The 24,892-nt window shown below is 68.3% G+C and carries 18 protein-coding genes; 8 read left to right on the forward strand and 10 right to left on the reverse strand.

Annotated elements, in window-relative coordinates; translation table 11 throughout:
* Positions 1–93: 93 nt before the first annotated feature.
* The 7 genes from BW730_RS09475 to BW730_RS09505 form a co-directional block, all read right to left on the reverse strand.
* Positions 94–1,128, reverse strand: coding sequence for a LacI family DNA-binding transcriptional regulator (locus BW730_RS09475; RefSeq protein ID WP_077686025.1), 1,035 nt, complete (start codon positions 1,126–1,128; stop codon positions 94–96).
* Positions 1,128–3,677, reverse strand: a complete 2,550-nt coding sequence (locus tag BW730_RS09480) for a GH116 family glycosyl hydrolase (RefSeq protein ID WP_077686026.1) — start codon at positions 3,675–3,677, stop codon at positions 1,128–1,130. The genes BW730_RS09475 and BW730_RS09480 overlap by 1 nt, the downstream gene beginning before the upstream one ends.
* Complete coding sequence (locus BW730_RS09485; RefSeq protein ID WP_226996676.1) at positions 3,674–4,486, reverse strand: carbohydrate ABC transporter permease; 813 nt, start codon at positions 4,484–4,486, stop codon at positions 3,674–3,676. Before BW730_RS09485 ends, BW730_RS09480 begins: the two co-directional genes overlap by 4 nt.
* A gap of 45 nt (positions 4,487–4,531) precedes the next feature.
* Positions 4,532–5,458, reverse strand: a complete 927-nt coding sequence (locus BW730_RS09490) for a carbohydrate ABC transporter permease (protein WP_077686027.1) — start codon at positions 5,456–5,458, stop codon at positions 4,532–4,534.
* A gap of 69 nt (positions 5,459–5,527) precedes the next feature.
* Entirely contained in the window at positions 5,528–6,913 is a 1,386-nt protein-coding gene (locus tag BW730_RS09495) for an ABC transporter substrate-binding protein (protein ID WP_145952793.1), read from the reverse strand.
* Positions 6,914–6,971: 58 nt separating this feature from the next.
* Positions 6,972–8,114, reverse strand: coding sequence for a DUF4185 domain-containing protein (locus BW730_RS09500; RefSeq protein ID WP_077686029.1), 1,143 nt, complete (start codon positions 8,112–8,114; stop codon positions 6,972–6,974).
* Positions 8,114–9,121, reverse strand: coding sequence for a glycoside hydrolase family 172 protein (locus BW730_RS09505; protein WP_226996677.1), 1,008 nt, complete (start codon positions 9,119–9,121; stop codon positions 8,114–8,116). Before BW730_RS09505 ends, BW730_RS09500 begins: the two co-directional genes overlap by 1 nt.
* 406 nt (positions 9,122–9,527) lie before the next feature.
* On the opposite strand from BW730_RS09505, the gene BW730_RS09510 reads away from it, so the two are divergent.
* Positions 9,528–10,367, forward strand: coding sequence for a hypothetical protein (locus BW730_RS09510; RefSeq protein ID WP_077686031.1), 840 nt, complete (start codon positions 9,528–9,530; stop codon positions 10,365–10,367).
* Positions 10,368–10,636: 269 nt separating this feature from the next.
* The gene (locus BW730_RS09515) at positions 10,637–12,316 is read left to right on the forward strand and encodes an AMP-binding protein (RefSeq protein ID WP_077686032.1); all 1,680 of its coding nucleotides are present in this window, start codon (positions 10,637–10,639) and stop codon (positions 12,314–12,316) included.
* On the opposite strand, the gene BW730_RS09520 is transcribed toward BW730_RS09515, so the two are convergent.
* Positions 12,317–13,720: an NAD(P)H-quinone dehydrogenase gene (locus BW730_RS09520; protein ID WP_226996679.1), complete on the reverse strand. Its 1,404-nt coding sequence runs from the start codon at positions 13,718–13,720 to the stop codon at positions 12,317–12,319. It abuts the gene before it with no gap.
* Positions 13,721–13,766: 46 nt separating this feature from the next.
* Here BW730_RS09520 and BW730_RS09525 point away from each other — a divergent pair, with 46 nt between their 5' ends.
* The 6 genes from BW730_RS09525 (at position 13,767) to BW730_RS09550 (ending at position 22,517) form a co-directional block, all read left to right on the forward strand.
* Complete coding sequence (locus BW730_RS09525) at positions 13,767–14,579, forward strand: purine-nucleoside phosphorylase (RefSeq protein ID WP_193432339.1); 813 nt, start codon at positions 13,767–13,769, stop codon at positions 14,577–14,579.
* Complete coding sequence (locus BW730_RS09530; protein ID WP_077687599.1) at positions 14,579–16,243, forward strand: phospho-sugar mutase; 1,665 nt, start codon at positions 14,579–14,581, stop codon at positions 16,241–16,243. Before BW730_RS09525 ends, BW730_RS09530 begins: the two co-directional genes overlap by 1 nt.
* A 139-nt stretch (positions 16,244–16,382) precedes the next feature.
* The gene (locus BW730_RS09535) at positions 16,383–18,200 is read left to right on the forward strand and encodes a DUF2207 domain-containing protein (protein ID WP_077686034.1); all 1,818 of its coding nucleotides are present in this window, start codon (positions 16,383–16,385) and stop codon (positions 18,198–18,200) included.
* A gap of 26 nt (positions 18,201–18,226) precedes the next feature.
* Positions 18,227–20,035 carry a DUF2207 domain-containing protein gene (locus tag BW730_RS09540; RefSeq protein WP_077686035.1) on the forward strand — a complete coding sequence of 603 codons (1,809 nt, stop codon included), beginning with the start codon at positions 18,227–18,229 and terminating at the stop codon, positions 20,033–20,035.
* 25 nt (positions 20,036–20,060) lie between these two features.
* Positions 20,061–21,866, forward strand: coding sequence for a DUF2207 domain-containing protein (locus BW730_RS09545; protein WP_077686036.1), 1,806 nt, complete (start codon positions 20,061–20,063; stop codon positions 21,864–21,866).
* Between the two features lie 63 nt (positions 21,867–21,929).
* Positions 21,930–22,517, forward strand: coding sequence for a uridine kinase family protein (locus tag BW730_RS09550; RefSeq protein ID WP_077686037.1), 588 nt, complete (start codon positions 21,930–21,932; stop codon positions 22,515–22,517).
* Between the two features lie 3 nt (positions 22,518–22,520).
* Here the strand turns inward: BW730_RS09550 and BW730_RS09555 are convergent, their stop codons facing one another.
* Entirely contained in the window at positions 22,521–22,964 is a 444-nt protein-coding gene (locus tag BW730_RS09555; protein ID WP_077686038.1) for a hypothetical protein, read from the reverse strand.
* Between the two features lie 45 nt (positions 22,965–23,009).
* Complete coding sequence (gene metG, locus BW730_RS09560) at positions 23,010–24,794, reverse strand: methionine--tRNA ligase (RefSeq protein WP_077686039.1); 1,785 nt, start codon at positions 24,792–24,794, stop codon at positions 23,010–23,012.
* Positions 24,795–24,892: the final 98 nt, after the last annotated feature.

Below are 24,892 nucleotides of genomic sequence, written 5' to 3' on the forward strand. Positions count from 1 at the left end.
GACGGACATCCTGCCCCCTGCCAGGGTCGCCGACTGCTGACGATGCACAGGCAGATGCCCATCCGGACAGGGAGGCCACCCTGAAGCCCGGTCTCAGATGACGACGACTCCTCCGTCGGTCCGCAGCGAACTGGCCCTCGGCTTCAGCACCGGGTCGAGGATGATCCTCGCGTTGGTCATCTGGCCACCGCGCGCCCTCGTCGCCAGCAACTGCCCCGCCCAGCGGCCCAGCTCCTCAGACGGCTGCTCCACGACCGTGACCTGCGGTTCGACCATCAGGTTCCAGCGGTCGTCATCGACGCCAACCAGGCCGACCTCAGGCCCGATCGCCCTACCTTGGCTCCGCAGCGCGGAGAAGGCCTCACCGGTCAGGGTGTTGGTCGCGGCGAAGATGGCGTCGGCATCCGTCGCGGCGATCAGACGGGCAACCTCAGCGGGCCGGTCTTCATGGAACGGGAGTGAGAAGACCCGTGCATCCGGGACGGGATGTCCGGCGGCCGCCATCGCCGCGCGGAAGCCCTCCTCACGTTCGCGCATCGGAGAGATGTCCGTCGTATGGTTCAGCACCATCGGCGAGAACCGCCCCTGCTCCAGCAGATGATCTGCGGCGAGGTGACCGATCATGCGGTTGTCGACCGCGATGGAGTCGCCGCCGAAGCCGGCGACGGTACGGTCGACGGTGATCACAGGAATACCCGCCCGGTCGAACGGTCGCAGGTGGCTCGGCTTCGGGGAGGCGGCCGCGATCAGCACGCCCGAGACCCGGTGCGCGATCACCGTCTCTATCGAGGCCCGCTCCCTGGCTGGTTCCTCGCGTGTGTTGCACAGCACCACCGAGTAGCCCTCGGCGTTGGCCACCTTCTCGAATGCTTCAAGGAGGCGGACGAAGAATGGGTTGCGCACGTCCGGCACGATCGCGGCCAGCAGGTCGGAGCGCTGACGGCGCAACGCACGGCCCGCACCGTTGGGCCGATAGCTGATCTCCTTCGCCGCGGCCAGCACCCGTTCCGCGAGTTCAGGTGCGACGCTGGGATGGCCGTTCAGCACCCGGGACACGGTCGCGATGGACACCCCTGAGGCACGGGCCACGTCGGTGATCGTGGGATCCTTCTCGCGCTGCTGCGTCATCACCGCTCCACCACAAGCGGTCCATCGTCGACGCCGAGATCTGCGGCCACCCGGAAGCGCGCTCCGTCCTCGCCACGCACAACGGCACGCACCTTGAGCCGACCTCGGTGGCAGCGCAAATCAACCGAATCCTGACGGACCACTGCAGTTCCCCATCCCTCTCCAGTCAGGATCGGGTAGCTACCGTCGCGCCCGACCCGAAGCGTCCCGTCGATCTGATTCCAGCTGAGCCCTAGGGATGCTTCGAACAGGCTCCAGCCGGACATGGCCCTGACGTAGTGGTCGCCGCATTCGATCTCGTTGAAGGGATTCCGACGCCGACCGTCGTGCCGAGTCCATACTGCGTCCGCGATGGCCTCGGCTTCACCCAGAAGCCCCTCCCGCACGCAGTGTGCCGCGACCTGGTATTCCACCCCGGTCCACACCTCGTCACAGTACAGCGTCGGAACCTCCGGGCGGCCTCCGTCCGGCCACGTGCACAGCACCAGTCCACGTTCCCCCCGCATCGCATAAGGCCGCTGCGTCTCGGTCCCTGCGTCATCGAGGAGGTTGTGGCGAACCACATTGGCAAGGGCTTCGCGGACGTGGTCCTCGGGCAGGAGGTAGCCGAGCTCCAGTTCGTGCGCCCACCACTGGCCGATCAGTTGGTCTGCCAGGCAGCCCCTACCCCACTGATGCATGTCCGGCAGGTCCGGATCTGGCACCTGAACGTAGTAGCCACCGGAGAAGCAGGCTTCGTCAAGGGCGGCCGAGGAGCGCTCAAAGCGCGCGCGCCAGCCCTGCGCGAGAAGATCTTCACCGATCAGGCGCGCCAGCTCCTCGGCCGCCCTCAGCGCCGCCAGCCAGTAGGTACCCATGTAGGTGTTGGCTCCGTGCAAGCCGATGTCGTAGGTGCTCGGCTGGATTCCGTGCAGGAGGCCCGTGTCGTCTGGATCCCACGTGGTGGCAATGTGCCCCATCAGCCTTTCGATCCCCGCCCAGCGCGACCGGATCCATTCCAGGTCCACCGCGCCGCGGCGAAGCTCGCGGTCGGTCTTGAGGACCGCGCCGCACATGCCGTCGAGGGCCGGCTGGTCAGGGGCACCCACGGGGCCGTCGCCGTGCTGCCTCAGGTATCGGGGTAGGTGGACCCGATGCGGCAGCGCCCCCGAAGGCGCCTGCATCAGGTCGAGCTCAGTCTCGCGCATCGACCGTTCGAGAGCAGGGAACAGGGCGGCCCCGGCCTGGGCGTAGTTCCACACGTGTGTGCAGTTCAGCGGGCAGGCACCCCCGACGTCACCCGACCACATCAGGGTCGACTCCCCCAGCAGCCCCTCGTAGCCGTAGAAGTTGCCGTCGTGGGTCCTGAAGGTGGTCGGGGTGCGCAGCGGTATGGGTTGGGCCGCCAGGTGGGTGCGCCACCGTTCCGGGAGGTCGACGGCGTTCAGGGCGTCGACCCACCGACCGGTGTCTTTCCAGTGTGCGTCCCAGTTGTTGAGCGCGTCGTCCGCGACGGCCAGGGCATCGGGGAACCGGGTTGCGTAGTGGTTGCCGATCCAGAACCTCGTGGGGCCGACCTCGGGTCGGTCGGGTCCGTACTGGACGAAGTCGACGTAGCGGTTGGGGAAGTGCCAGGCGAGCACGAAGCGCACCGTGACGCTGGAATCCCCCGGGATCTCGTTGTGAGCGACGAGCGCGCCCAGCCAGGTTGAGCCCTGCGGACTTGGCCCGAACCGTGGCTCAGGCCCACTCTGCTGCCCGACCTGCACCCACGGCGCGACGCCGAGCACCGTCTGGTCGCCCCAGGGGGCGAGCACCCGGAGGAAGTCGAACAACTCGTCGGGGTCCTCGAAACAGGGCAGCGCGACCACCCGGTCCGCTTCGCAGGAGAGGACCTGCTGGCCGGACCACGGTGACGACGGCGCCACGCTGGGGTTGTCCATCACCAGGTCTGCTCTTGTCCCGGAGCGGCGGAAGCGGTTCACGTTGCCGCCGTATCCCGGGGCGCGCACGCCGCGCGGGTTCAGATGGGGGTCGAGCCCGACCGCGTTGTGCGCCGCGAACGCGAGCCACGTCCAGGCTGTCACCTCCGAGGTGTTGACGAGTTCGACGTCGACCAGGATGGCTGGCAGCCCCGACGCGTCGGCGTCGCCAGGGACCAGCGGCGAGACGGCCTTGACCTTGACCACAATCGGGCCGCCGGTGTCGTGGGTGACATCCGCGACCGGATAGGTCGCGGTCATCGATGTGCTGGTCCCCCCGTGGGCAGCGATCAGGTCACGCTGCCAGGCAGGGACCAGGTCGTCGTTGACCATGGGGGTTGCGGGCCTGCCGTGTGCGCCGGGATCATCGCGCTCGGCCTGGAGCACCATGGTCTGGTTCAGGATCGGCTCCAACTGCTGGACCCGGAGCGCCATGAACGTGCCAGGCAGGTCGCCGTGGTGCGTACCGACGTTAATCAGCTGGGCCTGCCGAAAGCCGCCGTCGGAGCCCAAGGCGATGGAGCCTGTCCCGATGCCGCCGAGCGGCATGGCGACGGCCGGATGGTCGTTCGGGTTCCAGGTCGTCATTTGAGGCCCGCCATCTTGATGTTGCCGATGATCTGGCGCTGGAAGATCAGGAAGAGGATGACCACGGGGAGGGCCGCGAGCGTCGAGCCGGCCATCAGGAGCCCCAGCTCGGTGTTGCGCTCGGACCGGAAGGTCGCCAGGTACTGCTGCAGCACGTACTTGTCCGGGGACGTGATGGTCAGGATGGGCCAGACGTAGGAGTTCCAGTAGGCCAGGAAGGCCGTGATGCCCATGACCACGAAGGGGGGTTTCGACAGGGGGAGGAACAGGCTGAAGAAGATGCGGATCCGGCCGCAGCCGTCGAGCATCGCGGCCTCTTCGAGGGAGGAGGGGATGTTGAGGTAGAACTGGCGGATGAAGAAGACGCTCGCGGCGCTCGCAGCCCCGGGCACGACCAGCACGGCGAGGGTGTCGAGCATGTGGAGTTTCGTGACCACGATGAAGCTGGTCAGCAGGATGGTCATGCCCGGGATGAACATGGTGGTGATCACCAGCACCCAGAGGGTCTTCTTGAACCGGAACTCGAGGCGTGCGAAGGCGTAAGCGGCCAGCGAGTTGACGCTCAGGCTCAGCACCGTGAACAGCAGCGCGCCGAGCAGGGTCCACAGGAGGGTGCGGGTGAACGTCGGGTCGGCCAGGATCTGGGCGTAGTTCTCCCACTTCCAGACCTCTGGGAAGAACTGGAAGGGGTTTGGATGACCTCGGTCTTCGCCTTGAAACCGGCGATGACCATCCAGGCGAGCGGGAACAGTGCCGCCGCGATGTACACGGCCCCGACGATGCCCTTCAGGACGGCGCGGATCCACCATGCGGCGGTGCGGTGTGGGCGGCGGATCTCGTCGATCTCGCTCATGTCAGTCCACCAACTTTTCGGAGTTGAGCACCTTGAACACCAGCGCGGAGACGGTCCCGAGCACCACGAACAGCAGCAGCGCCGCGGCGATGGAGTATCCGACGTTGATGTCGTTGCGGAAGTGGTTGAAGATGAAGAGGTTCGGCAGAGTAGTCGAGTCGAGCGGGCCGCCGCCGGTCATGATCAGCGGGAGCTCGAACTGCTGGATGGCCGCCACGAACCCCGTGATCAGCAGATACAGCAGGACGTTCTTCATCTGCGGGATCGTGATGTAGCGCGTCTTCTGCCACCACCCGGCCCCCTCCATCGCGGCCGCCTCGTAGAACTCCATAGGGATGTCGACCATCGCCGCGACCATGATCAGGGACGTCAGGCCGAGGCCGAGCCAGATAGCGGGCACAGCCACAGCCAGCAGCGCCCAGGCCGGGTCGCCGATCCAAGCGATGGGGTCGATGCCGAAGTAGCCCAGGAACCAGTTGAGCAGGCCGCCGGAGTAGTCGTAGATCAGCACGAACACGATCGACGCGATCACCGTCGAGATGATGGTCGGGATGTAGATGCTGACCTTCAGAACCGTCGCGAAACGCCGCGAGACGGCCACCACGAGGCTCGCAAAGAAGAAGGCGAGCACCAGCATGACGGGGACGGTCATCAGGACGAAGAGGAAGCCGCGGCGGATAGTGGCCCAGAACAGCGGGTCCTTCAGGACCGCGAGGAAGTTGTCGAGGCCCACGAACTCAGGGGCCTTGTAGAAGCTCCAGTTCTGGAAGGACAGGTAGCCGGCGTAGACGGCCGGCCAGATCACGAAGATGCCGAGCAGGATCACGACCGGCAACAGCAGCAGGTAGGCAACCTTCGAGTCGCGGTACTGGTATCTGGCATGGCGCTTTCTGGCGTCGCGCTCTGGACGCGCTGTGGCGGTTGTCATGGTGTCTCCCTTGGACGAGGCCGGTTGGCTGCGGCGCACACACGCGGTCGCCAACCGGCCAAGTGACGGCTACTGCTTGGGCGCCTTCTCGGGCAGCTTCTCGCGATCGATCACCGTCTTGATCGCGGCCGTGGCGGTGGCGAGTGCGTCGTCGATCGACGAGGCCCCCTTCATGCCGGCCTCCATCGCGGTGCCGACGGCCAACGACACGTCCCACGGGTAGGTCGGCTCAGGGATGGCGTCCGGCGCGATCTCATTGGTGACGATCTCGGACCAGGGGGCGTCGGCGGCCTTCTCGTCCTTGGCGACGGCCTCCTGCACCGACTTGCGCACGGGCACCTTGGTGAACTGGGTGTCGACGAAGAACGGCACCAGGTTGGCGGGATCGCCTGCGATGGCCCAGGAGAGGAAGTCACCTGCCGCTTGGGAGTTCTTGGTCTTGGCGTCGATGACCCACTTGAAGTTGCCGAGCGTGGTCGTGGTCCTGCCGCCCGCGTCGGGCGAGCTGGGCACCTTGCCGATGCCGGTCTTGGTGAGCAGATCCGGGTAGTCGGAGCCGATCTCGGACATCATCCAGGAGCCGGACACCTTGAACGCACACTTCTGCTCGCCGAAGTCCTTGCCCTCGACGTAGGCGGCGAGGATCTGCTTGGGCATGTATTCGTTGTCCCAGAGGGTCTTGTAGACCTCGATCAGGGCCTTGTAACCGGGCTCCTGCACGGCGGCAGCCGTCCAGTCGTCCTTCAGAGCCAGGTGGTTGTTGAAGTTGAACTGCTGGCCCACGCTCGACCAGGCGAACGTCGGGGCGTCACCTGCGGGCGAGATGCAGTACTGGCCCTTCTTGAGGGTGGGCTTGATCTTCTCGCACAGAGCGAAGAGGTCGTCCCAGGTCTCGGGTCCCTTCTCGGGATCGAGCCCGGCCGCGGTCAGCATGTCCTTGTTCCAGAAGAGGACCGCCTGCGGCTCAAGGAGCAGCGGGTAGGCGTAGTAGTCCTCGCCGACGGCCGAGACGGGTTTGGCCGAGTCCATGATTTCCCCGAGGGACTCAGCCGACATCACGTCGTTGAGCTTGAAGAGCTGGCCCGCGTTGACCGCGTCCTGGATGGCGCCTGGGTGGGTGTAGACGTCTGGAGCCTTGCCAGCTGCCTGCGCCGACTTCATCTTCTGATCCCAGGCATCCGCAGGCACCTCGGTACCCACCACCTTCACGGCGGTCTGGGCCTTGTTGAACTGTTCGATGATCGACTCGTACCACTTGTTCTCGACCGGGGTGAACGTGCGGTGCCAGAACTGGATGGTGGTTACAGCGGCCGCGCTGCCTCCGGTTCCGCCGCCTCCTGTGTCGGTCGGGGCCGGCTCGCCGGGAGTTCCCGAGCCGCAGGCTGCCAGGACGCTGACGGCTGCGAGACCTCCGGTCGCGCCGAGCAGTGTGCGCCTCGAAATGTTGTTGGTCATCATTGACTCCTTTTGTCTCGTCCTGCCTACGGCAGGCGGTGGTGTTGGCGGCGGGACCTCAGTCCCCGCCGGTTCGACGGAGGTCCATTGAGTACCAATAGACCTGGTAGGGCCCCCAGATGGAGAGCGTGAAGAAGAGCCGCCGCCCGTCGTCGGCGACGTAGCGAGGGCACAGGTACGGGGCGTACAGCCCCGGAGTGTCGGCTTGGGTGAGGATCTCGTGGGGTTCGCTCCACGGGCCCCACGGTGAGAGGCCCTCGTAGAGGACTGCCGATCCGTTGTCGAGCATGCTGGCGAGCAGCCACCTCTCCAGGTGGCTCGACCACAGCACGGACAGTTCCGCCGTGCCGCGGTCGAGGACCACGACGGCATCATTCAGGTCCGTGCTCCAGGTCGCCTCGCCGTCGACCTCGCCTGCAAAGTACTCGTAGGAGGACAGTTCCTCTACGGCGGCGGGCTGGGCGCGCACGCGCATCAGGGACACCTCGCCGAAGCGCCCGGCCGGGATCCCCCAGAGATAGATCCAGTCGACGCCGTCCACGGTGAGCGGCACCTGAGCGAGTTGCACGAAACCGGACTCCCCGGGCCAGGTCACTGCCTCGAGGATCTCCCACGTCTGCCCATCATCGGTCGACCTCGCGAGCCCGGCATGATCGGTCTCCCAGACGCCCGGCTCGCCCCAATGGGTTACCGACATGTACGCGAGGTACATCGTCTCGTCGACGGCGAACAGTTGGGTCGGGATCTTGGTCACCTCGCCGACCTGGTCGTTGGGCTTGTGGTCCCCCGGAAGCACCTCCTTGACCTGTTCCAGGTCGTCGAGAACCCAGCCGTCGAAGGTGATGCCGTCGGTGGGGTCATCGTCGGTCGTCCAGGCGAGGCAGTTGGACTTCCAGACCTCGCCGGTTCCGCCAAACGCGTCGGCGTCACGGATGCCGAAGTTATCGCCGAAGACGAACCAGGTGCGCTCGCCCACGGTGGTCATGTGACCCAGGTCAGCCCCCGCCAGCAGCACGCTCGCCGTGTCGTTGATCGCGCCAGGGCCCGTCAGCTGCGCGACGCGGGTCACGCCATCGACCGAGCCGAGCACGAACCCACCGGGAACCGGTGACGCGGCGGCGCCACCTCGGCCGCCGGAACAGGCGGTCGCGAGAGACGCCACCGTCCCCGCCGCCAAGAGCCCCCGCCGCGTCAGATCCATCAGCCGAGCCTCGGCATCCGCTGCTCGACGGGCGGGAGGGTCAGCGTCTCGTCGATCCGGTCCAGGTACCAGTAGGCGACCGATGAGATGTCGTCGCACCGCTGGTTGTTGTGGCCATGCTCGATCGTGACTCGGACCGACTCGTTGAACGTGACCGGATCCTCGATGTGGAAGCGGTACATCGAGATCTGCCCCGACCAGTTCGGCCCACCCGGCATCGTGATGCCGTGGTACGGGCCGTGGAAAGGCTCGGACGGGCACCAGGCGGTGTTGAAGTAGTCCTCGGTGCCGGTGCCGTGGATGTTGGGGGGCCAGGACTCGCCGTCGACGAAGATCATGTCGTCGCCCTCGCCGTACCAGTTCCAGGCCTCCGTGTGACGCAGGTTGGTGACGTTGAAGGTGCAGCCGACGTAGTGTCCGCGTCCCGTGGTCTCGAGGATCGTGTAGTTGCCGTCGCCCGTGGTGTTGTCGCCTCCGAAGAGGTACTCGCCGTTGGTCAACTCCCCCTGCTCGATGCCGTCAGTCGGGTTCTCCCGGTGCCACGACGCGTGGAAGCGGCCGATGCCGTCCTCCAGTTCGTCGAAGGCCTCGTAGTCGATGTAGAAGTAGAACCAGAGCACCAGTTCCTCGCACTCGCTGGTGAGCTCGAACCGGGCACCATCTGCGAAGGGCATGTGGAAGAAACTGTTGAACGCCTTGCCATCCTGCGGGCTCATCTGCAGCGGAAGCGAGGCGAAGTTGGTGGTCTTCGCATGCCCCACGCCGAAGAAGTCGCCGAGCGGCACCAGGATGCTCGGCTTGTCCGAGCCGTCCCAGTAGGCGCGCAGGACCAGCTTGCGCAGGAAGTCGTTGTCCGGGGTGTTCGGGTCCGTCGGCCCTGCCGGCGCCACCGTCATCCAGATGTGGTTGATGTCGCCTGCGCCCGCGATGTCGGCGAGTTGGACGGTCTCCCCCGGGCGCAGGGTGACCCGGTCCTCGTTGCCTCCTGATGCGTCATAGGAGGACACCCTCCGACGTTTGGTGTCACGCAGCCTGGGAAGATCCCGGAGGCTGGAACCGTAGCTACCGTAATTGCTCATCGATTCGTCTGCCCTTCGTTGGGGTCCTGGACCATCCGGCCCGGGGAAAACCTGAGAAATCGTTTTCACTGACCCTACGACCGTCGTTGCGGCGACGTCAACCACAAAGGGCAAGAAATGTGTCCCAGATCGGATTGCGTACGCGTCCTCTGGCCACGCGGAGATGGTGATCCCCCACAGGAGGGTGCCCCCGCCGGGCTCCCCGTGCCAGGGGTGCGAGCGCCCGGCCTGAAGAGCGCGTGCTCACCACGGACTATGGCCCCGCCCGCGGCCGCCCTTGCGCGCCCGAATATCCTGGGTAGCAGGCGGATGCTGGAAGTAGAGGTGGAGTGAGATGTTCAGCGGATTGATCACGATGATGTTCATCTTCGTGATGATCTCTGTGATCCTGAGCGTCACCAGGGGCAATCGTCCACGCCTCGGCGACAGCGGTTACCCACCTCAGCCCCTCGATCCCCGCCCGCGCCCGCAGATCAGCCAGTGGGGCGGCGGCCTCGGCGGCCCCTACGCGCAGCAGCCCTACGGGCAGCAGCCGTTCCCGATGATGGGCCAGCCGTATGGCGACCCGGCGGCCAGGCAGCCGATGTCGCAGGGTTCCCGTGAGGCGATCGACCGCGACATCACGAGCTTCGGCGAGGAACTGCGCGACCTTGACCTCGAGGTCGTCGGGATGCCCCTCGATGACGCGACGCAGGCCGACTACACCTCGGCCCTTGACGCCTACGACGGTGCGAAGCAGCAGTTGGCGACGGCTCAGTCCAACGCCGACGTCAAACGGATCGCCGAGATCATGGAGGGCGGCCGCTACTCGGTGGCCTGCGTCCGCGCCAGGGTGAAGGGCGAGGCCGTGCCCGAACATCGTCCGCCGTGCTTCTTCGACCCCTCTCACGGCGTCTCCGTCGCCAACGTCTCCTGGGCACCGCCCGGGGGTGCTCCCCGCGACGTGCCCGCCTGCGCGGCAGACGCGCAACGCATCCGCACCGGCAACGACCCGTCGATCCGGATGGTCTACGCCGGGCAGCGTCAGGTCCCCTACTGGGAGGACCAGCAGCACGCGGCATGGGCGCAGGGCTACTACGGGCGCTACGGCGGCGACCCCGCGCTCCGCACCATCACGCACGGAGCCTTGATGATCGGCGGCTTCTCGCTGCTGATGGGCCTGCTCGACGACTGAGCCGCCCGCTCAGATCTCTTCGTAGGGCGCCGCGCGAGCTTATGCGGGACAGGTAGCGCGCCTGCTCCGGGTCGGCGGAAACGTCGGGCGCCATGCTCGCTCCCCCTCCGTGGACGACCCGCGCCGATCGCACAGGGGCCACTCGCCCCAGGGGCTGTGGGATTCCCACAAGGGAGGGCCCCGATCTTCGGATGGACGCGTGATAAGCATCGATGCCTCAGAAGGTAGCGTTGGAAACAACCTACGGTCGCGTAGGTTACGCCTGAGGAGTGCCATTGAACACCGCCGCAACATCCATCCGTGAGGCCCGTGATCTGCTGCTCGGGCTCAGAGGCGAGGGGGATCGGGCGCGCGCCGAGTTCGAGTGGCCACGCATCTCCGGGCGGTTCAACTGGGCGATCGACTGGTTCGACGCGATGGCCCGCGGCAACGACTCCCCCGCGCTATGGCTGCGCGACCTGGAGGGCGTCGACCACGTGTTCAGCTTCGCCCAGATGGCGGACCGCTCCGACCGGCTGGCCACCTGGCTGGCGGCGCAGGGCGTCGGTAAGGGCGACGCGGTAATGGTCGTGCTCGGCAACCAGGTCGAACTGTGGGACGCGATGCTTGCCGTCATGAAGCTCGGCGCCATCGTGCTGCCGACCGCGCAGGCGCTGCAGTCCTTCGACCTGGAGTTGCGGGTGCCCCGCGCGGGAGTCACTGCCGTGATCGCCAACCCCGAGGACGAGGCGAAGTTCGGCGACATCTCGAACATCGTCACCGTCACCACCGGCGCGGCGCACGGCCGCTGGCGCGCGATGGCCGACGCGCAACTGCTGCCCGCAGAGCCCCACGAGGTCGTCACCGACGCAGGCGACCCGTGCCTGTACTACTTCACCTCCGGCACGACCAAGGACCCGAAACTCGTGGTGCACACGCACCTCAGCTACCCCGTCGGCCACCTGTCGACCATGTACTTCATCGGCGTGCGCCCAGGCGACGTGCACCTGAACATCTCCTCCCCAGGCTGGGGCAAGCACGCCTGGTCGAGCTTCTTCTCCCCGTGGCTGGCCGGTGCGACCGTGTTCAGCTACGCCTACGACCGCTTCGACGCGTCGGAACTGCTCCGTACGCTCGAGGAGTGCCAGGTCACGACGCTGTGTGGGCCGCCGACGGTGTGGCGGATGATGATCAAGGCCGACCTCGGCGAGCGCCCGTCGGCGCTGCGCGAGGTGGTCGGCGCGGGCGAACCGCTCAATCCCGAGGTGATCTCCGCGGTCGAGCGGGCCTGGGGCCTGACCATCCGCGACGGCTACGGGCAGACCGAGACGACCTGCACCGTCGGCAACGCGCCCGGCGAGCAGGTGCGACCGGGCTCAATGGGCAAGCCCATGCCTGGCGTGCGCCTCGAGATCGTCGACCCCGACACCGGCGAGGAGTCGTCCACCGGCGAGATCACGCTTCCGCTCGAGCCATGGCCGTTCAACCTGACGCCCGGCTACCTGGACGGCTCCCCCACCGCGCAGGCCGACGGCAGGTACCACTCGGGCGACCTGGTCACCGTCTCCGATGACGGTTACCTGACCTACGTCGGTCGCACTGACGACGTGTTCAAGGCCTCGGACTACAAGATCTCGCCGTTCGAACTGGAGTCGGTGCTGATCGAGCACCCTGCCGTGATGGAGGCGGCCATCGTGCCTGCCCCGGATCCGCTCAGGCTGGCAGTGCCGAAGGCCTACATCGCGCTTGCGCCCGGCTTCGAGCCGACCGAGGAGACGGCCGTGTCGATCCTCAGGCACGCCAAGGAGAACCTCGCCCCCTATCTGCGGGTGCGTCGGGTCGAGTTCGCGGAACTGCCAAAGACGATCAGCGGAAAGGTGCGCCGCGTGGTGTTGCGCGCCCGCGAGCACGACCCGGCGGTCGAGGTCAACGACTTCCGCTACGAGAACTACCCCGAGCTGCGCGGCTGATCAGTTGGTCAGGACGGCGGCGTCGCGCTTGTGCAGCCGGCGCGCCGCCTCGGCGAGCGAGCCCGACATCGACGGGTAGACGGTGAACGCGTGGCTGAAGTCGTCGACGTTGACCTGCTGCGACACCGCGATCGACACGGCATGGATCAGTTCGGACGCACGGGGCGCCACGACGACGCCGCCGACGATGATGCCGGTGGTCGGCAGGCAGAACAGCTTCACGAAGCCCTCGGTGAAGCCCTGCATCTTGGAGCGGGCGTTCGGCCCGAGCGGCAGCAGCACCGAGGAGACGCGCACCAGGCCCGCGTCGACCTCCTTCTGCGAGAGGCCGACGGTGGCGACCTCGGGGGTCGTGAACACGTTGGACGAGACGAGCCGCAGGTCGAGCGGGGTGACGGCGTCCCCGAGCGAATGCCACATGGCGACCCGGCCTTGCATGGCCGCGACCGAGGCGAGCGCGAAGACGCCAGTGACGTCGCCTGCCGCGTAAACGTGCCGGTTGGAGGTGCGCGAGACGCGATCGACCTTGATGTGGCCCGACGGGGTCAGTTCAACGCCCGCCTCCTCGAGGCCGAGGCCCGCCGAGTTGGGGATGGCGCCGACCGCCATCAGGCAGTGCGACCCGGTGATCTCCTCGCCGTCGGCAAGCGTCACGACGACCCCGTCGCCCTCGCGTCGGGCCGCCACCGCGCGGCGCTCGCTCATGATGGTCATGCCGCGCCGCTCGAAGGCCTTCTGCAGCACGGCGGCCGCGTCCTGGTCCTCGCCCGGCAGCACCTGCTTGCGGGAACTGACGAGCACCACGTCGCAGCCGAGGCCGTCGAAGGCGGAGGCGAACTCGGCGCCGGTGACGCCGGAGCCGACCACGATGAGCCGCTCGGGCAGGTCGGTGAGGTTGTAGACCTGCTTCCAGTTGAGGATCCGCTCACCGTCGCATGGCGCGTCGGGAAGTTCACGCGGCGTGGTCCCGGTCGCGACGAGCACGATGTCGGCATCGAAGCGTTCCTGGCCGTGCTCGGTGTCGGCGATCACGACGTTGGCGCCGTCGAGCCGGGCCTGCCCGATGACGATCGCGACGCCCTCCTGCAGGAGTCGCTGCCGGATGTCGCTCGACTGGGCGAGCGCGAGGTCGAGGACGCGCTGGTTCACCTCGGCCAGGTCGACGCGCACCACGTCCGTGACGGCATCGCCGGGTAGGTGCAGGCCAAGTTGGCGGGCGTTCTCGATGCGCACCATCACCTCGGCGGTGGCGATCAGGGTCTTTGACGGGACGCAGTCGGTCAGCACCGCTGCGCCGCCGAGGCCGTCGCGTTCGATGAGCGTCACGTCGCCGCCCAGTTGGGTCGCGACGAGCGCCGCCTCGTAGCCGCCGGGTCCGCCACCGATGATCACTACCTTGGTCACGGGTGCCATCCTTCCACACCCCCACGCAGCCCGGGTGGCCGCAAGTATGCTGAGGCCTGTGAACCAGGACCCTTATCAGTTGGCGGCCGAAGCGGCCGATTTCTTCCGCTCCCACTTCGACGTCGACCGGATCGATGTCGCGCTGGTGCTCGGTTCGGGCTGGGCCTCCGGCGCGGACCAGTTGGGCACCCCGATCGGCGAGATCGAACTGGGCGACGCCCCCGGCTTCAGTAAGCCGGTGGTCAGCGGCCACGGCGGCGCGCTGAAGTTGGTGCGCACCGCGGGCGGCAAGGTGGCCGCGATCTTCACGGGACGCACGCACTATTACGAGGGCCGCGGGGTCGCCCCGGTCGTGCACGGCGTGCGCACCGCCGCCGCCTGGGGGGCCGACACGATCGTGCTGACCAACGGTTGCGGCGGGCTGAACCCCGACTGGGCGCCGGGCACGGTCGTCGTCCTGAACGACCACATCAACCTCACCGGCGACACCCCGCTGCTTGGCGCGACCTTCGTCGACCTGTCCGAGGCCTACGCGAAGCGCCTGCGTGACGTCGCGCACTCCGTCGACGCGTCGCTGCCGGAGGGCGTCTACGTCCAGTTCCGTGGGCCGCAGTACGAGACCCCTGCCGAGGTGCGGATGGCGGGCGTCCTGGGCGGCGACCTGGTGGGCATGTCGACGACGCTTGAGACCATCGCGGCTCGCGAGGCGGGCCTCGAGGTGCTCGGCCTCTCGCTTGTCACCAACGCGGCCGCGGGCCTGAGCGAGACCAACCTGGACCACGCCGAGGTGCTTCAAGCTGGCAAGGACGCTGGCCCGAGGCTCGCCTCGCTGCTGGCCGGGATCGTGGGGGCCCTGTGATGAGCGACCTGATCTCCGCCGCGACCGCTTGGCGCGACGCCGACCCGGATCCCGACACCCGCGAGGAACTGGACCACCTGATCGTCCAGGCCCAGGCCAACGACGACACGCTGCGCACGGCCGCCACCGCTGAACTGGCCTCCGCGTTCGCAGGCCCGCTCGAGTTCGGCACCGCGGGGCTGCGCGGAGCACTCGGCCCCGGCCCCGCCCGGATGAACCGGGTCGTGGTGACGCAGGCCGCCGCGGGCTTCGCCGCCTGGCTGAGGGCAAAGGGCCACGCGGGCGGCAAGGTCATCGTCGGCCACGACGCCAGGCACAACTCCGAGGCGTTCGCCGAGGACACGGCGCAGGTGATGGCGGGCGCCGGCTTCGAGGTGCTGTGGACAAACGAGCCCATCCCGACCCCTGTGGTCGCGTTCGGGATCCAGCACTTCGGCTGTGTCGCGGGCATCGTCGTCACGGCGTCGCACAACCCGCCGCAGGACAACGGTTACAAGGTCTACCTGGGCGACGGGTCCCAGATCGTGCCTCCGACCGACGCCGAGATCGCCGCCGAGATCGCGACGGTTGCCGCGGGCGACTGGGCGCACCTGCCGCGTGGCGAGGCCCGCAGCGATGTCACTGCCGACCTGCTCGGCGCCTACGTCGCGCGCGCCGCCTCCCTGTACCCCGCCGACGCGCCCAAGGAGATCGTCTGGGTGCACACGGCCATGCACGGCGTCGGCGCCGCCACGATGCGCGACGTCGCCCAGGCCATCGGCCTGCCCGCGGGTCGCGAGGTCGCCGAGCAGGCAGAGCCGAACCCCGACTTCCCCACGGTCTCGTTCCCCAACCCCGAGGAGAAGGGCGCGATCGACCTCGCGCTGAAACTCGCCGCGGAGGAGCGCGCCGACGTGGTGATCGCCAACGACCCCGACGCCGACCGGTGCGCGGTCGCCGCGGTCGTCGACGGCCGGTGGCGGATGCTGACCGGCGACGAGTTGGGCTCGCTGCTGGGCGAGGACGCGATCCGACGCGGCGTGCCGGGCACATTCGCGAACTCGGTGGTGTCCTCGACGCTGCTCGCCAGGATGGCCGAGGCCGCTGGCCGCTCGCACACCACGACGCTGACCGGCTTCAAGTGGATCGGCCGGGTCCCCGACCTGGCCTTCGGCTACGAGGAGGCCATCGGCTACTGCTGCGACTCGCACGCGGTCCCCGACAAGGACGGCATCACCGCGGCCGTCAACGTGCTCCGAATCACCGCCGAGTTGAGGGCCAAGGGCCTGACGATCGCCGATCGTCTCGACGAGATCGCCCGCACGTACGGCCTCACCTCGACCTCTCAACTGTCGGTCCGGGTGGCCGACCTGTCGCTGATCGCCGACGCGATGGCCCGGCTCCGCGCCAACCCGCCCGCCCAACTGCTCGGCGAGGACGTCACTGTGGCTGACCTGTCGGAGGGCTCCGACGCGCTGCCGCCGACCGACGCCATCGAGTTGACGGGCCCGAGCCTGCACGTGGTGGCCCGCCCGTCCGGCACCGAGCCGAAGCTCAAGTGCTACCTGGAGGTGCGCCTCCCCGCCGACCGGTCCCAGGACGTCGCGTCGGCGCGTGAGACGAACGCCGCAAGCCTCGAGCGGCTGCGCTCCGAGATGGCGGCGGCCCTGGGAGTCGACGCCTGACGTCACGACCCGCTCGAAGACCCCTGGGGATCCGTCCTCAGGGGTCTTCGCCGTCCCGGCCCGAACTCGCGCCGCGCCCGTGCGGGAGCTTCTGCCCGACGCCTGAGGCGAGGCCCGCCGGCGGGCTACCCTGGAAACCATGACGAAGCTTCGAGCTGGACTCGCCGCACTGTTGCTCGCCCTCGTTTCGGTCTGGTTCGTGGCCATGCCGGCGAAGGCGGACACGGATGCCCCCATCACGCGCTACGACGTCGCCGTCAACCTCACGCCAGAGGGTGTCGCCGAGATGAAGGTCGACTTCACCATGGACTTCTCCGTGGTGCGCGGCCGAGGGCCCATCGTCATCCTGCCGACGGTTCAGGACGACGGCGCCAACCCGGATGAGCAGTACGTCTTCAAGTACTCCAACTTCAACGTGACCTCGACCTCGGGCGCCAACACCACGGTGTCGAAGGAGTCGCAGAGCGAGGGCATCGAGCTGCGGATCGGCGATGCGGACATCTTCAACAACGGCCCTGAGGACTACACGCTCACCTATGACGTGACTGGCTTCATCGTCTCCGAGCAGAAGGACAGCGGGCTCGACGAGTTCAGCTGGAACGCGATCGGCCCCGCGTGGGAGTCGCGGATCAGCAACGTCACCGTCGAGGTGACGGGCCCCGCCGACGTGCAGAAGACGGCCTGCTTCTACGGGCGCGGCTACACCACGCCGTGCGACGCGTCCGAGTCGGGCACCTCCGCCAGCTTCTCGGTCGATGCTCTGTCGCCGCGTGAGCCGATGCAGATCGTCGCGGGCTTCCCGGCAGGGACGTTCGGCGGCGTCGAGCAGCACAAGCGTAAGAAGCCCTCGATCGGCAACGCGTTCGCCCTGACCCCCCTCACCGGTGGCGTCGCGGGGGCTGGCCTCGTCGCGGCCCTCGGCGGCCTCGTCGCGATCCGTCGCAGGCACGCCCGCGACGACGTCTACCTCGGCCTCACCCCCGGCCTGACGCCTGGAAAGGGCGAGCCGGGCAACATCGGGCAGGCCTCCGGCAAGGCGCCCGTCACGGTGCAGTTCAACCCGCCGAAGGGGTCCACCCCCGGTGAGATCGGCACGCTGATGGACACCACGGCCGACAACGTCGATGTGTCGGCGACCCTCGTCGACCTCGCAGTGCGCGGGTACCTGCGGATCGAGTCGAACGGCGGCAACGAGTTCGTCCTCTACGCCACCAACCCGCGCCAGCGCGACAAGCTCGAACCATTCGAGTCGAAGCTGCTCGCCGACGTGTTCCAGGGGCAGCCAGCGGTCAGCGCGGGTGAACTGCGCGGGGTCGACCACCAGCACGACCTGTCGACGGCCCGCACCGGCCTCTACAACTCCGTGGTGAGCAAGGGCTGGTTCAAGGCCAACCCCACCACCGCGCAGGCCGTGCCCATGACGCTCGGTGGGCTCTGCATCATCGTGGCGGGTGTTGCCGCCATCGGGCTCTCGATGTCCGGGTGGAGCCTCCTCGCGATCCCGCTCGCCATCTTCGGCATCGGGCTGATCGTGCTGTCCGGCAAGTTCCGCAAGCGCACGGCGCTCGGGTCGGCCAACCTGGCCCAGGCCAAGGGCTTCGAGCTGTACCTGCGGACCGCAGAGAAGGACACGCTGCGCTTCGAGGAGGGCGAGGACATCTTCTCCAAGTACCTGCCATACGCGATGGTCTTCGGCGTGGCCGACCGCTGGTCGAAGCTGTTCGCCCAACTGGGCGCCGACGGCATCTACCGCGCCGACACGTCCTGGTACATCGGCGCAGATCTCTACCACGGCTTCGCGTTCGCCAGCGCCATGAACAACCTCACCTCGACCATGTCGAGTTCCTTCGACGCCGCCCGCGCCGCTGGCATGACGGCCTCCACGGGCAGCTCGTCCGGATTCTCCGGGTTCAGCGGAGGCGGCGGCTTCGGCGGCGGTGGCGGCGGCTCCTGGTAGACCCGGGCGGGCTTACGCTGGCGCCCATGCGGATCTTCTGGCGAATGCTCGTGGCAGTGGCCGTAGGCCTGATCGTGACGGCCACGGGCACCCTCCCAGCCCGCGCTGAGTCCGGGGTGCCGATCACCAACTACGACGTCGTCGTCAACCTGACGCCAGAGGGCGTCGCCGAGGTGAAGATCAACCTCACGCTCGACTTCGGCGCCAGGTCCGGCCACGGCCCCTACATCGCGCTCGCGACCGCCCAGGACGACGGCGCGGACCCGTCGATGGAGTACACCTTCGAGTACTCCGACGTGCAGGTCAGCTCCCCGAGTGGGGCCGCGGCGGACGTCGCGGAGAGCACCGACTCCGGCGGCGTGCGGACCCTCAAGATCGGCCGCGAGGGCACCGTCTACACCACGCCCCAGGACTACACCATCACCTACGACGTGACCGGCTTCATCGTCTCCGACCAGAAGGACAGTGGGCTCGACGAGTTCAACTGGAACGCGCTCGGCACCGGCTGGACCTCCGCGATCAGCGACATCGACATCACCGTCACGGGCCCGACCGAGGTGACCAAGGCCGCGTGCTTCGTCGGGGATTACCAGAGCCAGCGTCCGTGCGACGGCTGGACCGACGGCGCCTCCGCAAGCTTCTACCTCGCGGAGCTTCCGCCGTCCAACCCCGTCCAGACCGTCGTCGGCTTCCCCGCAGGCACCTTCGGCGGCGTCGAACAGCACCGCCGAGCGAAGCTGACCCCCCTCACGGCCTTCGCCCTCACCCCGGTCACGGGCAGCCTCTTCGGGGTCGGGATGGTGGCCGCGATCCTCGGAGGCGTGGCACAGTTCCGCCGGATCAGGAAGCAGGAGAAGCCGCCAAAGCGCAAGCCGAACGCTGAAGCCCTCGCCGCGCTGCAGCGGCCCGCCTCCAAGGTGACAACCGTCTCGTTCGCGCCACCCCGGGACACCACGCCCGCCGAGCTCGGCCTGCTGCTGACCAGGAAGACGGGGCGCACCGCGTTGACCGCCACGGTGCTCGACCTCGCCGTCCGCGGCTACCTGCGGATCAACCAGGGCGTCGGCAAGGAGTTCGCGCTGGTGCGCCTCAGGTCCGACCCCATCTCACTCGAGCCGTTCGAGGACTTCCTGCTCGGCAGGCTGTTCCACCGCGACGATGCGGTGACCTCCGAGGAACTGCGCACTCCCCCGTACGGTGACATCCCCTCGCGGTTCGACACCAAGCTCAGGGCGAGCGTCAAGGAAAGGGGATGGTTCAACGAGCCGGGGAGGGGCGGCCTGGTTGCCCTCACCCTTGGCATCAACCTCATCGCGTTCGGAGTGGCCGGAAGCATCGTGCTCGGGGTGTTGCTGCGATGGGGGCTCGTCGGCCTGCCGGTGCTGGTCTTCGGGATCATCCTGCTCGCCTCGTCCCTGCGCAGGAAGCAGCTCTCCCGGGTCGGAAAGGCCTACCTGGAGCAGGCGAAGGGGTTCAAGCTCTATCTCGCCACCGCAGAGGCAGACACGCTGCGCCTCGAGGAGGGCGAGGACATCTTCTCCAAGTACCTGCCCCAGGCGGTGGTGTTCGACCTCGTCGACCGCTGGACCAAGCTGTTCACGACCCTCGGCGAGCAGGGCCGCTACCGCTTCGACGACTCGTGGGTCTCGGGAGGCGGCCTCCTCAGCACCGCGGCCTTCGCGTCGAGCTTCGACTCCGCCGCCCGGTCCATGGACCGTTCGGTGACCTACGGTTCCTCGTCATCGAGCTACTCGTCGTCCACCTCCGGGAGCTCGGGAAGCTCCGGTTTCAGCGGCGGTGGGGGCTTCGGCGGCGGCGGCGGCGGATCCTGGTGAGCCCGGCGGCACCTAGCCTTTTGGGATGACCAAGGCCCTGCGATTGACGACCGCCCTGGCGATCGCGCTGCTCCTCTCGGTGCTCGCGACCCCCAGCGCCACCGCCGACGGCGGCACGCCCATCACGCGGTTCCACGCGGAGGTCAGGCTTGCCGAGGACGGCCTCGCGGAGGTCACCGTCGACTTCACGATGGATTTCTCCGCCCAACGCGGCCGCGGACCGATCTATGTGCTCCCGACCAGGCAGGACGCGGGCAACGGCAAGGACTACCGGTTCTCCTACGGGCCTGTCGAGTGGTCCTCGCCCAGCGGCGCCAACACGGACGTGCGGCGCACCGCCTCGTCCAAGACGATGACGATGCAGGTCGGCGACGCCGACACCTTCTACGACACCCCGCAGGAGTACCGGCTCACCTACAGGGTGAGCGGCCTGATCGCGCCCGACCACCCCGAGAGCGGCCTCGACGAGTTCAACTGGGACGCGATCGGCACGGGCTGGGACCTGCCCTTCTCCGAGGCGACCGCCACCGTGACGGGGCCCGTGGACGTGGCGGCGTCCTACTGCCACTTCGGCGCGCGCGGCGACCGGACCTGCGAGGCCTCCCACGACGGCGCCGGCGCCGACTTCTCCGTCGACCACCTCGACCCGCACGAACGCTTCCAGGTCACGGCCAGCTTCCCGGCAGGCACCTTCGTCGGCGCCGAACAGGAACTGGTCGACAAGCCCGCGAGCGAGCGGCCCTTCACGCTGAACGCGACCACCGGCGCCGTCTCCGGCGGGCTGCTGCTCGCCGCCCTCGGCGTCCTGTTGGCGCTGTGGCGCAACGCCTCCCGCGACGAGGTCTTCGTCGGCGTCCCGCCCGGCGTGATCCCCAAGGGCGGCGAGGCCACCGTCGCGCGAGCCTCGAGGCGGGACCGGCCGCCGGTCGCCGTCCAGTTCGCACCGCCGCCCGGCTCCCCGGGCGAACTGCGGGTCCTGATCAAGGGCAGCGTCGACAAGGTCGCCGCCTCCGCGACCCTCGTCGACCTCGCCGCCCGCGGCTACCTGACGATCGAGTCCACAGGCAGCGGCGTCGTCCTCACCCGGGTCGACCCTGCGCCGACAGGAAAGCTGCTCGGCCACGAGCAGTCGCTGCTCGCGGTCATGTTCAAGCAGTCGGCCCGGGTCACGGCCAAGGACCTGCGCGCCAACCGCAAGCTCGGACGGCGGGTCGTCAAGGCCCTCGACGGCGCCGTCAAGGGCAGGGGCTGGCTCGAGAAGCACTCGCACGGACGCCTGCAGGCCATGCGAGTCGTCGGCTTCTTCCTGACGTTCATCGGCGTGGCGATGTGCGCGATGCTCGGCATGCTCTTCGGCTTCGGGCTGGTCGGCATCCCCGTCGCACTCTTCGGCATCGGCCTGTTCGTAGTGTCGTTCAAGACCTTCCGGCGCACCGCGAAGGGGTCGGCGGTACTGTCCCAGGCCGAGGGCTTCAAGCTCTACCTCTCCACCGCGGAGCGCGACACGCTTCGCTTCGAGGAGGGCGTCGACATCTTCTCCAGGTACCTGCCCTACGCCATGGTCTTCGGCGTCGCCGACCACTGGTCGTCGCTGTTCGCCGACCTGGCCCGCGACGGCGTGTATGTCGGCGACACGTCCTGGCTGCACGGGGTGCAGTTGAGCCAGGCCGCCGGGCTGACCTCGGCCCTCGGATCGGTGTCCTCCGCAATGACGACGGTGACCCAGATGGCGGTCGCCTCGGGCGTCGGCGTCGCGAGCGGAGGCTCGACGGGCGGCTCCGGCTCCGGCGGGGGCGGTGGCTTCGGGGGAAGCGGCGGCAGTTCCTGGTGAGGCCCGCCCCTGACGAGGCCCGGCGCGCGCGGCACCGCGTCGGGAATCGCTAGGCTAGCCCGCATGACTCGGACCCTGCTGCTCGTCGCCGGCCCCTCGGGCAGCGGCAAGTCCAGGCTCACCCGGCTCGCGGCGCAGGCGTCGACGGCATTCCCGCTCAGCCTCGACGACTTCTACCACGACGCCGACCATCCCGGCCTCCCCATGACGCCGATGGGCATTCCCGACTGGGACCGGGTGGAGACGTGGGACCTCGACCTGGCGCTCGCGTCGATCTCGATGCTGCTGAGCACCGGCTCGTGTGAGGTGCCCGAGTACGACATCTCGCTTTCGCGGCGGGTCGGCTCCAAGGTGATCGACCTGGGTGACGCGTCGATGGTGGTCGCCGAGGGGATCTTCGCGATCGACGCACTCAACCCCGCCCGCCGCGCGGGCATCAACGCGGAGGGCTGGTGGCTCGACCGCCGACGGGCCGCGAACTTCAGCCGCCGGTTGGCCCGCGACCTGCGCGAGAAGCGCAAGACTCCCCCGGTGCTGCTGCGCCGCGGCGCCGCGCTGTACCGCGCAGAGCCCGGCCTGCGCCGCGAGGCGATGCGTCAGGGCTTCGCCCCGACGTCGATGCGCGCCGCGCTCGCCCGCCTCTCCGCCTGAGGCCTACTTCAGTAGGAAGGGCATCGCGATGCCCCAGATCGCGATGACGATGCCCCAGTACTGCAGCGGGACGAAGAAGAGCGTGTGGCGGTTGGTTTGCGCGGTGCCGCCCTGGCTCAGGAAGGTCAGGTAGCCGGCGGCCTGGCCGCGGGCCTCCTCCATCGAGGTGGGCGGCGGCTGGTTCGGCAGCCGGAACGTGCCAGCCGCGACCGAGGCGGCGACCTGCTGCTGGAACAGCGGCAACTGCTCCTCGAGGTAGCGGCGCGGCTTGGTCTGATTCAGGTGGACGCCCGTGAACCAGCAGCCCGCGCCCGCGGCGAGCGCCGCGGGGATCATCGCCCACTTGGCGGCCTCACCCCAGATGCCGAACGGAATGGCGACGCCAAGGATGCCCGCTGCCAGGAAGAAACCAACCGCCAGGATGCCCCAGCCACGCCAAATAATCACCGGGGAAGGCTACCCGACAAGGGGGCCTTGTTGTTCGGGCCTGGATCAGTCGGCGATCGGGGCCCAAGACGGGCCGGTCTCGCCGAGCTTCTCGTCAAGCTTGGCGAACAGCGGGGTCGGCTTGGCGAGCGGGGTGCCCGGCTGGATCGGGCGCGAGGCCCAGGTCGCCTGCTGCGCGGCGTAGTCGCCCTGCAGCGTCGGGTAGCTCAGGTCGCCGTCGCTGACCTCGACGATCGCCGGCTGGGCGGCCCAGATTCCCTCCCCGCCGAGGGCCTCGAAGACCTTCTGCGCGGAGTGCGGCAGGTAGGGGGTGAGCAACGTGTTCGCGTCGGAGACGACCTGCAGCGCGACGTGCAGCACGGTGTCGCGGCGCGCTGGGTCGTCCTTCAGCTTCCACGGCTCCATGTCGGAGAGGTACTTGTTCGCGAGCCCGACGATCCGCATGGCCTCGGTGATGCCCGCCTTGAAGCGACGCGCCGCGATGTGCTCGCCGACGGTGTCGAACGCGCCAGCCGACGCGTCGAGCAGCGCGCGGTCCTCGTCGGTGAGCTCGCCGGGCGCGGGGATGCCGCCGTTGTTCTTGTGGGCCATCGCGATCGAGCGGTTCACGAGGTTGCCCCACTCGTTGGCCAACTCGAAGTTGGTGCGCCGGACGAACTCGTCCCACGTGAAGTCGGTGTCCTGGTTCTCAGGCCCGGCGACCGCGATGTAGTAGCGCAGCGCGTCGGGGCCGAACTCGGCCAGGAAGTCGCCGACGAAGATCGAGGCGCCACGCGAGGAGGACACCTTCGAGCCCTTCATGGTCATGAACTCGGAGCTGACCACCTCGGTGGGAAGCTGCAGCTCGCCGAGCTCGGGGCGGATGGTGCCGCCCAACTCGCCCTGGCCGTTGGCGCCGAGCAGGATGCCGGGCCAGATCACGGAGTGGAAGACGATGTTGTCCTTGCCCATGAAGTAGTACGACCCCGCCTCAGGGTCGTTCCAGAACGCTCGCCAGGCGTCGGGGTCGCCGGAGCGCTTCGCCCACTCGACGGCGGCCGACAGGTAGCCGATGACGGCGTCGAACCAGACGTAGATGCGCTTCATGGGGGCGTCGCGCCAGCCGTCGAGGGGGATCGGTACGCCCCAGTCGAGGTCGCGGGTGATGGCGCGCTCGCGGATCTCCTTGAGGAGGTTGTGCGAGAACTTCAGCACGTTGGGGCGCCAGTCCTCGCGGCTGTCGAGCCACGCGGCGAGCTGCGGGGCGACCTTCGGGAGGTCGAGGAAGAAGTGTTCGGTCTCGACGAACTCGGGCGTCTCACCGTTGATCTTCGACTTCGGGTTGATCAGGTCTGCCGGGTCGAGTTGGTTGCCGCAGTTGTCGCACTGGTCGCCTCGGGCGTTGTCGTACCCGCAGATCGGGCAGGTCCCCTCGATGAAGCGGTCGGGAAGGGTGCGCCCGGTCGACGGCGAGATGGCACCCATCTGCGTCTTGGCGAACACGTAGCCGTTCTCGTACAGCGCCGTGAAGATCTCCTGCACCACGTGGTAGTGGTTCGGCGTCGTCGTGCGCGTGTACAGGTCGTAGCTGAGGCCGAGCCCCTGCAGGTCGGCGACGATCCGTGAGTGGTACTTGTCCGCGGTCTCCCTGGCCGTCAGGCCCTCCGCGTCGGCCTTCACCTGGATGGCGGTGCCATGCTCGTCGGAGCCGGAGACCATCAGGACGTCGTGGCCTGCCATGCGCATGTACCGCGCGAACACGTCGGAAGGCACCCCGAACCCGGAGACGTGCCCGATGTGGCGGGGACCGTTGGCGTACGGCCAGGCGACCGCGGCAAGAATGCGACTCATGGGCGTCATCCTATCGCCGCGACGACGGGCCACTCACCGTCGCGCCTCGCCAGGCCGACACCAGGGTGGCAGTCGGGTCACGACCACGGCGGGACGCG

The sequence above is a fragment of the Tessaracoccus aquimaris genome (assembly GCF_001997345.1).
In the GTDB taxonomy this organism is placed as follows: domain Bacteria; phylum Actinomycetota; class Actinomycetes; order Propionibacteriales; family Propionibacteriaceae; genus Arachnia; species Arachnia aquimaris.